This is a genomic window from Niallia sp. WK069_GA_01 (assembly GCF_983173855.1).
Map to the genome: position 1 here is coordinate 2716161 of NZ_OZ470138.1, position 12159 is coordinate 2728319.

The window sequence follows — 12159 nt, forward strand, 5'->3', positions numbered from 1 at the left end:
AAACAGGCGATATCAAATACAAGCAATTATTCTTTTGGTGAAGCAATTTCACTTGGAATATGTTTATCTTTATTTATAAAATGGATAATAAATGTGATGATAAATGCCAGAATTAAAATGGCAAAAAATACATAATGATTTAACTCGTAATGGAAAACACTAGCAAACATTTTTAACGAGATGATTCCAATTAAAACAAAAGCTGTTGTTTCCAGTTCAGGAATTTTTTCAATTAATACTAAAAATAATTTTGCTACTGTTCTCATCATTAATATTCCCAGCATTCCACCAAGTAGTAGAATCCAAACTTCTTCTGACACAGCGAACGATGCTAAAATACTATCTATCGAAAAAGCTAGATCCATTAATTCAACAGAAATAACGGTTGCCCAAAAAATGCCGAAGACTCCAACAGACCAACTGGTTTTTTTCATTCCAGAAGTCTCTTCTTCCGCTTCGCCTTTCCAGAAATGTTGAATAACAAGCCACGCAAGATACAGTGCTCCTAATACTTTTATCCAAGTAAATTTAATTAAAAATACGCCTATTCCAATAAAAAGAAAGCGAAAAAAATAAGCACCAATAAGTCCATATGTTAATGCTTTTTTTTGCTGCTTCCGTGGTAAATGCTTTACCATTATGGCAAGCACCAATGCATTATCCGCTGACAACAACCCTTCTAAAATAACGAGAGAACCGATTAATCCCCAAGAAACAGGATCTGTCAGTACCTTTTCCCACATTTGCCAATCAAAAAAGGATGCGTAAGTAGATAAAACATGATTAAAAAATTCCACTGATAAAGCCTCCATTGTTTGTTAAAATATGACTATAATTATACTCCTACCATAAAACTTTCGCAAACGAATTGCTATTATGGAAAGGGATTTTTTTACTTTCAAGTAGTCAATTTTAAACGCAATAGAATAATGATATATATTCAACTAATCCTCATAAACCATTTTGACTGTCATTCCACCATCAATTGTTAAGTTAGTACCCGTAATAAAGTCACTTTCATTGCTTGTTAAGAATAAACATGCTCTTGCAATATCTTCAGGTTTTCCCACTCTTTTAGACAGATGCTGTTGATGATCAATATCTTTAAGTGTTTGATAATCTCTCGTTTCAATCCATCCTGGTGAAATACTATTAACCGAAATTTTATCAGGTGCCAGACTATTTGCCAAAGCATGTGTAATAGCTATAATACCACCTTTACTAGCACTATAGCTTTCCGTATTTGCTTCAGACATATAAGCTCTTGTAGAAGCCATATTAACAATTGCCCCACCAGCTTTATTCTTTTTCATAAACTTTGCTGCTTCTCGAGAACACAGAAAGACACTTCTTAAATTAGTATTAATTATATCATCCCATTCTTTTATGCTTAGATCATAAAAAGATTTAAAGAATGATTTGCCTGCGTTATTCACTAAAATATCAATCTTGCCTAATTTTTCAATTGTTTTATGCATTAAAGAAACAATGTCTTTTTCTTCTCGTACATCCGTCTTAAGAAATAAAGCATTTTTAGAACAAGGAAGTGATTTCATCAATAGATGTCCACCCTTTTCATCTAAATCTGCTAAAACCACCTTTGCACCAGCCTCTAAATAGCTTTTCGCGATACTTGCGCCTATTCCATTACTAGCTCCCGTTACAATAACTACTTTATTAGTAAACTCCATTTTTACAACCCTTTCTTATTTTTTTTTTTATAAAATGGATCGTTTTTTGTATTATGGCGGTTTGCTTATTTACTTCAATTAAATATTATTTATATATATTTTGGATGCGTAAAATTTATTGAATTAGTTAAAAACAGAACGGCCTTAAAACCGTCCTGCTCTTGTCTTTATTCTGTAATTTCTACTTTTTCCATTACATCGCCATTTTTCATAGCTTTTACAGCTGGAATACCTGAAGTAACTTTACCGAATACAGTATGAACGCCATTCAAATGAGGCTGTGGATCATGTACGATAAAGAATTGGCTTCCTCCAGTATCTTTGCCTGCATGTGCCATGGAAAGAGAACCTTCCACGTGCTTATGAGGATTTCCTACTGTTTCACATTTGATTGTGTAGCCTGGTCCGCCAGTACCATTTCCGTTTGGATCTCCACCTTGGCTAACAAAACCAGGAATAACACGGTGGAACGTTAGACCATTATAGAAACCTTCTTTGATTAATTTTTCGAAGTTAGCAACCGTTCCTGGTGCTTCATTTGGATATAGTTCAAATTCGATTTTTTCACCATTTTGCATTAATATGTATCCGCTTTTTGCCATTATAAACACTCCTTTATCAAAATCAGCTTTTATCATACCATTATTTAAGGAAGAAAGAAAATGTTTCCCCTTGATTACTTAACTTTTTCCGGTTGAGGATATTTCTCCCCTTTTGTATCAATGGTTATTTTTTTCATTACAACATCTACTTTTGGTTTATCGCTTTCATTTCGGTCGACTTGAACGATTTTATCAACTGTATCCATTCCTTTTATCACTTTGCCAAATGCAGCATATTCTCCATCTAAATGTTCAGCATCTGCAACCATAATAAAAAACTGCGATCCAGCAGAATCGGGATCATTTGATCTTGCCATACTAATAATGCCTCTTTCATGTTTCACATCATTTGTTACTCCATTTGAACTAAATTCCCCTTTAATAGAGTAACCAGGATCTCCTGTTCCATTCCCATCTGGATCTCCACCTTGAATCATAAAACCTGGAATGACCCGATGAAAGGTTAAGCCATTGTAAAAACCTTTATTAGCCAATGATATAAAGTTAGCAACAGTATTTGGAGCAACTTTAGGATAAAGCTCTAATTCTATTTCTGCACCATCTGTCATTGTAATTGTAGCAATTGAGTTCTCTTTTACATCCGGATATTTTGTGTTTGATTCCTTTTCCGTACTTTTGCTTGTTCCACATGCAGTTAAAACAAACAGAAAAAGCACAATATAAACGAATGGCATTATTTTTTTCTTTTTACATGCATTTAACATTTAACGTTAACCACTCCCTGTACAATCAGATTCAACCATTTTTATTGTACAAAAAATAAGCAATATAAACAAATTTATTTGAAAGAGATAAATATTCTTTAAACCACGATTTTTAAAATTGTTTTATCAATTGTGTTTAATTTGTTTTTAAAATTATTTTGGATGCGTAAAATTTTTATAATTTACAACAAGGTCCTTTTCCCAATTGCTTAATCAAACAACAGAAAGTACCAAAACAAACGCATCATATAGAAATAGACACTACAGGGTTAAAGAAAGCGTTTATCTATAGTGTATGCAGGATCCGGACTCATTGAGAGCGCTAATACCTTTTTTCAGGGTAGACACTGATGCAACCAAATTCGCACCATGGCTCATGAAAAGAAGCAGATTTCTTAAATTTATAAGCAGAAAGCAGCCGGAATACACGAAGACTCCTATGGGATTTGCGGGACAGGCGAGACCCCCTCGGCGCTCGGCGCCCGCCCCATGGAAAGTGAAGTGTATTCCGGCTGCGGATACATTAAGAGAGAAACACTTTTTTGAGGGTAACCAAAGGCAATACATATGGCATATTAAATCAACTTAACTTACAACTCAATATATAAACGATAAACAGAATCTATAAATTGTGTATCATACACATAAAAATCATTCTCTTCTAATAGTTCTAGCAATTTTTGCTGTCTTTCTTCTGAATCTGTAGGAATATACCCCTCTGCTTCATATACTTTCATCATTTCTTCCAACTCAGATTCATTTACAATAACATTCTTAAGCGTTTCTTTTAAATTCATTTCATTTCCTCCTACTAAGTAACTATTAAACATAATAGCATGTTTTTTATAAAATCAGTAACCCTTTTTTCTTCAAATTAATGAGAGAAATTCACTCTGGTAATTGTTTAAGCATAAATTGAGCAAATGCAACGGAATGGATGCTTACAGCAATGGATGGCGGTACACTATTTTTCACATTTTCTAAAGGATGCCCTAGCCAGCAGATTTGTTGATCAATAATAATACAGGGAAAAATTATTTCCTTAGATTCTACTTGTTCATAAGCTCGTTCTAATGGAAATGGTTCTCCAAAAATTTTCAGCTTAATCGTGCTTTTTGTTATTTCTAATTGTTCTATCCACTCATAAGGCAAGCTGCTTTTTGAGGTTAATGCTATAACAATCGAGGTTTTCGCTTGTTTAATATCTTTCAACACTTTATCTAAACGCTTCGCATGCATCCAATTTAAAGATGGTATTTGATGGTTAATCCATGTTCCTATTTTCTGAGAAGTTACGAGTAAATTGTTTTTCTCCTGATGTTCTAGGAGCTGTCGAATTGTTTTTTGTTTTCCTGCTTTGTTTTTCAAAAAACTGCCATTGGCAATATGAATAAATTTTCCTCTTGTCCGCGTTACCGCTACATTTATTAAACGTTCACTGTCTTTTCCAACTAATAACATTCCTGGTCGTTCATGAGAATAACTATCAACCGAATCAAAAACAATCATATCCTTTTCACTGCCTTGAAAACGATGTACGGTTGCTGCTGTTAGTTTTCCTGAGGCAAGTTCACTTGGAAACAACTCTTCTAGCAGCCCACTCATCAGTTCTGCTTGAGCCCTGTATGGCGTTACATAGCCAATACTTGTTGCTCCACCCTTTAATCCTTCATAAATGACTTGAAGTGCTAATAATAAGTGCAAACTATTCCATCTAGATCTTGATCCTTTTTCTACGGCTCCATATGCGCCAAAATCACTTGTATCTATAAGGACATTCGCTTCCGCTTTAAAAGGATTGTTATCTGCAATGGCCGTTCTTTTTTGAAGAACTGTTCGATGATCCCCTACAAGAGAATGATAAATATATTGATTGGTAAAAGAAGAAATACTTGGGTGCATTCTTCGCTGTTCATTTAAAAGAAGTAAATGAGGATGAAGTTTATTAGAAGAAACACTTTCTGCAACATGTGCTGCATAAAAAATATCTTCTTTTAGCCATTTATTAATGTATTCATTTCTTCCAGCTGCAATCGGAGGCAATTGTTTAAAGTCTCCACAAATTATGAGTCTTTTACCGAGCGTTGCCGCAAATGCTGCCTGTGGTACATACGCCATACTCGCTTCATCTACTAGTACTAAATCAAATTCTTCTTCGTATATGGTAGCATCCATTGCTGCTTTTGCTAAAGTAGTCCCAATAATCATTGCCTTTTCAACAAACTGAAGTTCTCTTTTTCTTATTTTTTCTAATAATTGAGCAAGTTTTTCTTCTAATTTTAATAATGTTGATGAATCCCTCGTGCTGAAAGATCGAGATAAATCCATTTTCAGCTGTCTTTTTTCTTCTGTTAGTTGTTTTTTTTGAAAAGACAAATGCTCATCTTTTTCATCAAGCAATGTGCTTGTAGTCACTTTTTCATTTCCTAATAGCCCGTCCGAAGAATTAGAACCATAACGGAGAATATCCCCGATTTTAAAGCGATTTTTCTCCTTTGCAGTTTCCGTTATTTCTTTAAGAAGCACATCAACAGCCTGATTGCTGTGTGACAAGATAAGAATTCGTTTTCCCTTCCAATATCGCTGCAATGCTACTCTTGCCAAAGTGTATGTTTTGCCTGTTCCTGGCGGCCCCCATAGAAATGTAACAGGATTATACTTGCATCTTAACGCTAGTTCATGTACATGATTTTTAATTCCCTCTACTGGATGTTTGGAATCCATTGTTGGATTCATTAATCGTTTTATTCTTCCTCTTTTCCGCTTATTTTTTTTAATAGAATCAAACCTCGTCATCAGTTGTTCTAATAGCTCCCAAGGGTCATGAAATAAATAGGCTTCTGTAACGCTATCACCTAACGATTTTTCTACTATAACAAGTAAACTCTTTCCATCTGATGATAATATACGGCCATTTACTTTTAATGACCCCCATTGCATCATAATGGAGGAACCGATTGGTATCTTCGTATAAGTACTTGTTTCAAAATAATACGTATATTCTTCTTCTGTATTTAAATATTTACCATTATATAAAGCTATTTTTGTATTCGAAAAGCTTTTCAAATAATTTATTTCTGATTGAAGAGCTTTTTGCCACTCTTTAATATAGGTTGTTGTATTTGTATTTTTCATATTAAAACCTTCTACTACTTTATTTTTCAACAAAAAGACATTTTTTATTATAGCATTGTTTTATTTGAATGGAATATCGTAGAAACGATAAAAAAACAAGATGGATTTTTCCAATCTTGTTTTTTGTAATCCTTATTTTTTTTCTTCTGCTTTTCTCGTAAACTCGTCAATTTTTTCATCTAAATGCTGCAAGCTTTTTAATGCTCTTTCTTTTGAAATGCTGCGATAATGATGATGTCCACCTGGCTCTTCGTCTTTTTCATCCGCCAGTTTAACAATTTTTTGAAGTGGAGTAAGTGTAACGCTTCCTCCTGGTATAAAGCTGTCTGTATGGAATAATACTGCAAGGGCAATTTCCTTCGCCTTAATTGGATTCTCGCCTAAACGAATCAGCAGCTTATGCGCTCTTTCTGCCCCTTTTATTGGATGGATATCATTTTGTTTGTATAATTTATAATCCCATTTTCCATCTTTATACCATGTATAATGGCCCATATCATGTAGAAATCCAGCTTTTGCTGCTATATCAACATCAATATTTTTTTCTTTTGCTAATTCAAATGCATGATAAGCAACTGCTAGAGCATGAGCAAGTCCAGATCTAGTAATATATTTTTTTGCTATATGATGGTTAAAAATATCTGTTAAAGTTACATCTCTCAACTGCTACACTCCTTTTTTATTTATAAAAAAACACCTTTCTTTAGGTGTCTCTGTTTATCTGCCTGTAAATTGTTTCAACTGCTTAAAAGTTTGCCTATCTATTCTTTTTTATGAAGGAGCTGCAAACCTCTAACTTTTTGAAACAAGTTAATCATTCAGATAATGGGAAACTCCTATTTTTACATGATTTTGCTTGAAGTATAAAACGAAATCATGTGTCTTTTTAACGATGCAATGAAAGTATTTTTATTATTATATAATAAAATATCAAAATTGATAATAAAAAAGTCTTGCTTTCTCAATAAGTCCGCAGCCGGAATACACTTCGCTTTCCGCGGGGCGGGCGCCAAGCCCACAGGAGTCTGCGTGTATTCTGGCTGCTCCCTGCTTATAAATTTAAACAACCTGCTCTTGTCATGTGCTATGGTGCAAAATTTGTTGCATGGATATCTAAGTTTTATCTTCTCGATGGGTCCGTGCCTTGCTTCTACTAACAAAAACCTTGCGGAAACTGCTTTTTTTCATAGGCAATGGTGCGAATGGTTATTAGCATCTATTCTACCTCTACCCTGAAAATAGTACTGTGTCCACAGATAGTTCAGGATCTATATATAGTTTTTGTTTTCTGGTTTTCTATCTCTCTTTATACCTTTTAATGCTATTGTAACCTTCTTCCATATAGTAGACTACTCCTTCTGTTTCTGAGAGTGTATCATTTTCAAAGTATACTCCGGCGCCATCATCGATTCCAAAACCGATTGGGGCTTTCAGTTTGGATATAGCTGTCTGTAAATTACTTGCTTCATGCCATTTAGAAAAATGAACAGTAACAACACAATTCTTAAGCAGTCCTAATCCTTTCAGAAATAAGTGTTCCTTTTTCGCAGTGTCTTTTGGAGGAATAATACAGTATGTTGGACAAATTAATGCACCGGCTGAAAATCCAGCAATCGGAATGCCATTTTGATATAACTCCATTAATTTTTCTCCAACCTCAGTTTCCACAATATAGTTGCGGTAAAGCTCTGTTTTTCCTCCACATATAATGATACCTGTACAAGATTCCAGCATTTCAATTATATTTTTTAACGGGGTGTTAATTAAAGATATGTAAACAAAATGGACTAATCCATTTTGTTTCAAAATTTTAGTATATCTCATTTTATGCAGTTTCCAACTGAAACTTTTTAGATATAAAACGACTACTTTTCCTTGATTTTTCATAGCATATGCAGCAAATTTCCCGCCTAATTTTTTACTGAATGGAGGACTTCCACCAAATAAGAATAGATGTTTATTATTCATTGCAACCTCCTTAAAGCTAGCTTTTATATATCCTTTTTCTGCTGATTGTTTGTTATTATTTGCTATTGTACATTTTTAGCTTTCCGTGAACATTCACTTATGACAACTCTTCACTTGCACCTCGGATGCTCTCATGTAAATATAGGTCGTATAAAACCACCTTTTGTTGAGAAAGAACCATAAAAAAAATTATATGTTTATGCTAATATTAAAACATAGAAAGGTGGTAACTAATGCTTTTAAGAAAGATTATATCAAATGAAGCGGACACTGTTTTTCAAATGGGCTACAAAGAATGGGCAAAAGGAAGAACGTATGAACAATATGTAAAAGATAATAAAAAAGAAGATGAATATGGTGTTCGTTATGTATATGTAGATAAAAATAATAACATAATTGGTTCCATGATTGTATTATTTATCAAAATACAGTACCTTAATCAATCTCTTTTAATCCATGGACTAGGGTCTATTGTTATTCACAGAAGCCATCAAGGAAAAAACCATGGAACTAACATGCTAAATGAATTTTTTTCTACTTTTACGGCTGAACAAAAAGATGACATTTTCCTTTTATACAGTGATATAAATCCACAGTATTATCATCGTTTCCATTTTAAAGAGCTTCCGCTCAAACTCCAGCACAAAAAACAATCCATCTGTATGGTACGCTCTAATGCTGAAATGTTTATAAAATTATCACAACTGAAAAAATCACAAATTCCTTCTTATTTTTAGTCTACAAACATAACTTGCTGTTGAATGCCATTTCAACAGCAAGTTATGTTTCCATCGAAAGCACTTAATCGTAAAGATAATTAGTAACCGTTTCTAAGTGAACACAAAATTGTTTAACTTTATTTATTATATGGATAAAATTTTAATTTTTATGTAAAAATACTTGTAAATCAATATGTCATGTTAAAAAAGTGTAAAACTATCTGTTTTTTGAAATCTTTTTTGCAAATTATTGACATTGACTGATTTTATCACCTACCATATAATCGGCTGAGACTATTTTTATGACAAGACATTCTAGTAAAATTATTAGAATATTTCATAAAAAAGCTATTGTATTTCAACTTCTAGGAGGCAACAGAATGAATCAGCTTTTCAGAAAAAAATCAATTAGTTTAATGCTTGCTCAATCAAAGGATAAATCATTTGTTCGTTCTATGAGCGTAATGGACCTTATTTTTTTAGGTGTAGGATGTATAATAGGCACCGGCATTTTTGTCGTCACAGGTGTAGTTGCTGCTAGCAATGCTGGACCTGCAATTATGCTTTCATTCGTCATAGCAGGAATAGCTTGTGCACTTGCTGCATTCTGTTATGCGGAGTTCTCTTCATCCATTCCTTTATCTGGAAGCGTTTATACATACACTTACGCTACATTAGGGGAACTGTTTGCTTTTCTAATTGGCTGGGATCTCATGCTTGAATATGTTTTGGCAGTGTCAGCCGTTGCAACTGGATGGTCTGCTTATTTTCAATCATTATTAGCAGGCTTTAATATTCATATACCCTCCATTGTTTCCAGTGCACCTGGCGTTGGAAAGGGTGGAATAATTGACCTGCCAGCCATTATCATTATTCTTTTAATTACCGGTCTAGTAAGTAAAGGAATAAAAGAAAGTATTAAGTTCAATAATATTATGGTATTTGTTAAACTGACTGTTATTATCTTATTTATCGTAGTAGGAATATGGTATGTAAAACCAGATAATTGGTCACCGTTTATGCCATTCGGGTTTTCAGGAATTTTTACAGGTGCAGCTACTGTCTTCTTTGCTTATATTGGATTTGATGTCGTTGCAACCGCTTCAGAAGAAGTGAAAAACCCTTCTAAAACAATGCCAATTGGAATTATTGGTTCTTTATGTATTTGTACATTTTTATATATTATTGTATCTGCTGTATTAACTGGAATGATTCCTTTTACTGAGCTAAATGTTGGAGCTCCTGTGGCGCTAGCCTTAAATTCAGTTGGTCAAAATAGCATTGCAGGCATTATTTCAGTTGGTGCTGTACTTGGCATTACAACTGTTATATTGGCACTGATTTATGCACAAGTTCGTTTAAGTTATTCTATGAGTCGTGATGGATTATTGCCTAAAGTCCTGTCAAAAGTCAATTCGAAAACAAAAACACCATTTTATAATACATGGATAACTGGAATTATTGCTGCTGGAATTGCTGGATTTATTGATTTATCTACTTTAGCTCATTTAGTAAACATGGGAACACTTGCTGCATTTACACTTATTTCCATTTCTGTAATTGTTTTACGCAAAAAATCTCCTGAGTTAAAAGGCTCTTTCCGTGTACCTTTTGTGCCTGTTCTTCCAATTATTAGTGCCTTATTATGCCTATGTTTAGCAATAAGTTTACCTGGCATTACTTGGTTTGCCTTTCTTATATGGATTACGATCGGTACATTTATTTACTTTTTCTATTCCCAAAAGCATAGCAAACTAAACGATTAAATAGGTCAATAAATAAAAAACCAAGGAATTAGAATATTCCTTGGTTTTTTATTTAGGCATTGACAGTAGGAAGATGAGATACTCCCATTAAATACTCATCCACTTTACACGCTACTTCTCTTCCTTCATTAATAGCCCAAACGATTAAACTTTGGCCTCTTCTAGCATCTCCAGCAGCGAAAACACCATCTAGGTTTGTTTGGAATTCGCCATACTTTGCATCAATTTTTCGAGCTTTTGTTTCTACACCAAAATGTTTAAGAATTGGCTGCTCTGGCCCTTCAAATCCGATTGCAATAAATACTAATTTTGCTGGCCAAACTTTTTCTGTTCCTGGGATTTCATGAAATACAAACGTTCCATCATCCTGTTTTACTTTTTTCATCGAAATGGTATGAAGCTCTTTTAAGTTTCCATTTTCGTCTTTTACCATTTTTTTTGTTTGAATGCTGTATTGCCTTGGATCACTGCCAAATTTCTGTTCTGCTTCTTCATATGCATATTCAATGGAAAATACATGAGGAAAAGCTGGCCACATATTATCATCTAATCGTGCGATTCCTAATCTTGGATGCTTGCCGAATTGTACGACACTTTTGCATTTTTGACGAAGAGCTGTTGCCACACAATCTGCTCCAGTATCCCCGCCGCCAATAACAATAACATCTTTTCCTTCAGCATTTATATAATTGCCATCTTTCAAATTAGAATCAAGCAAGCTCTTCGTACTTAATGTTAAATAGTCCATGGCAAAGTGAACACCGTTTGCTTCTCTGCCTTCCATTACTAAATCACGCTGCTTTTGGGCACCTGTACAAAGAATAACTGCATCGAATTGTGCTCTTAATTCATCTGCTGTAATATCCTTTCCTACTTCTGTGTTTGTCACAAAATCAATGCCTTCTTGCGTTAATAAATTTATACGGCGCTGTACATCTTTTTTCTCTAATTTCATGTTAGGAATACCATACATTAATAAACCACCAGCACGATCTGAACGTTCAAAAACTGTAACAGAATGTCCTGCCTGATTTAATTGATCAGCACTTGCAAGACCTGCAGGACCTGATCCAATAATCGCTACTTTTTTTCCTGTTCTCTTTTGTGGAATTCTCGGTTGGATCCATCCATTTTCAAAGCCTTTATCAATTATTGTTCGTTCAATATTTTTAATAGAGACTGCTGGATCAGAAATAGCAACCGTACAAGATCCTTCACAAGGAGCTGGACACGCACTTCCAGTAAACTCAGGGAAATTATTTGTTTTTACTAATCTCTCTAATGCTTCTTTCCATCTGCCACGATAGACTAAATCATTCCACTCTGGAATTAAATTATGAATAGGACAGCCAGATGTCGTACCGCCAATTTCCATACCAATATGGCAAAATGGTGTAGCACAGTCCATACAGCGTGCTCCTTGTCTACTTAGTACCTCATCAGAGAAAGGAGCAGAATATTTTTTATAATCATTTATCCGGGAAAGCGGAGATCTCTCTTCCGCTTCCTCCCGTTTAAATTCCATGAAACCAGTTGCTTTTCCCATTTCACTC

At 34.2% G+C, this 12159-nt stretch carries 11 protein-coding genes; 2 read left to right on the forward strand and 9 right to left on the reverse strand.

The genetic code is table 11. The annotated features are described in order from the left end of the window. Positions 1–26 precede the first annotated feature (26 nt). The 8 genes from AC5LWL_RS13005 to AC5LWL_RS13040 form a co-directional block, all read right to left on the reverse strand. Complete coding sequence (locus AC5LWL_RS13005) at positions 27–797, reverse strand: TerC family protein (protein ID WP_493434693.1); 771 nt, start codon at positions 795–797, stop codon at positions 27–29. Positions 798–944: 147 nt separating this feature from the next. Then, positions 945–1691, reverse strand: coding sequence for a glucose 1-dehydrogenase (locus tag AC5LWL_RS13010; protein ID WP_493434694.1), 747 nt, complete (start codon positions 1689–1691; stop codon positions 945–947). A gap of 167 nt (positions 1692–1858) precedes the next feature. Next, the gene (locus tag AC5LWL_RS13015; RefSeq protein ID WP_493434695.1) at positions 1859–2293 is read right to left on the reverse strand and encodes a peptidylprolyl isomerase; all 435 of its coding nucleotides are present in this window, start codon (positions 2291–2293) and stop codon (positions 1859–1861) included. 74 nt (positions 2294–2367) lie between these two features. Beyond that, complete coding sequence (locus AC5LWL_RS13020) at positions 2368–3018, reverse strand: peptidylprolyl isomerase (RefSeq protein WP_493434696.1); 651 nt, start codon at positions 3016–3018, stop codon at positions 2368–2370. Between the two features lie 590 nt (positions 3019–3608). Beyond that, positions 3609–3815 carry a hypothetical protein gene (locus AC5LWL_RS13025; protein ID WP_493434697.1) on the reverse strand — a complete coding sequence of 69 codons (207 nt, stop codon included), beginning with the start codon at positions 3813–3815 and terminating at the stop codon, positions 3609–3611. A gap of 91 nt (positions 3816–3906) precedes the next feature. Then, positions 3907–6153 carry an AAA domain-containing protein gene (locus AC5LWL_RS13030; protein WP_493434698.1) on the reverse strand — a complete coding sequence of 749 codons (2247 nt, stop codon included), beginning with the start codon at positions 6151–6153 and terminating at the stop codon, positions 3907–3909. 132 nt (positions 6154–6285) lie between these two features. Continuing rightward, positions 6286–6816, reverse strand: a complete 531-nt coding sequence (locus AC5LWL_RS13035) for an HD domain-containing protein (RefSeq protein ID WP_493434699.1) — start codon at positions 6814–6816, stop codon at positions 6286–6288. A 633-nt stretch (positions 6817–7449) separates the two neighbouring features. Further along, positions 7450–8121, reverse strand: coding sequence for a Type 1 glutamine amidotransferase-like domain-containing protein (locus AC5LWL_RS13040; protein ID WP_493434700.1), 672 nt, complete (start codon positions 8119–8121; stop codon positions 7450–7452). 233 nt (positions 8122–8354) lie between these two features. Here AC5LWL_RS13040 and AC5LWL_RS13045 point away from each other — a divergent pair, with 233 nt between their 5' ends. Together AC5LWL_RS13045 and bcaP are read left to right on the forward strand one after the other, a co-directional pair. Beyond that, on the forward strand, positions 8355–8858 hold the full coding sequence (locus AC5LWL_RS13045) for a GNAT family N-acetyltransferase (protein ID WP_493434701.1): 504 nt from the start codon (positions 8355–8357) through the stop codon (positions 8856–8858). 362 nt (positions 8859–9220) lie between these two features. Then, on the forward strand, positions 9221–10606 hold the full coding sequence (gene bcaP / locus AC5LWL_RS13050; RefSeq protein WP_493434702.1) for a branched-chain amino acid transporter BcaP: 1386 nt from the start codon (positions 9221–9223) through the stop codon (positions 10604–10606). A gap of 52 nt (positions 10607–10658) precedes the next feature. On the opposite strand, the gene gltD is transcribed toward bcaP, so the two are convergent. Continuing rightward, positions 10659–12152: a glutamate synthase small subunit gene (gene gltD, locus AC5LWL_RS13055; RefSeq protein WP_493434703.1), complete on the reverse strand. Its 1494-nt coding sequence runs from the start codon at positions 12150–12152 to the stop codon at positions 10659–10661. Between the last annotated feature and the right edge of the window lie 7 nt (positions 12153–12159).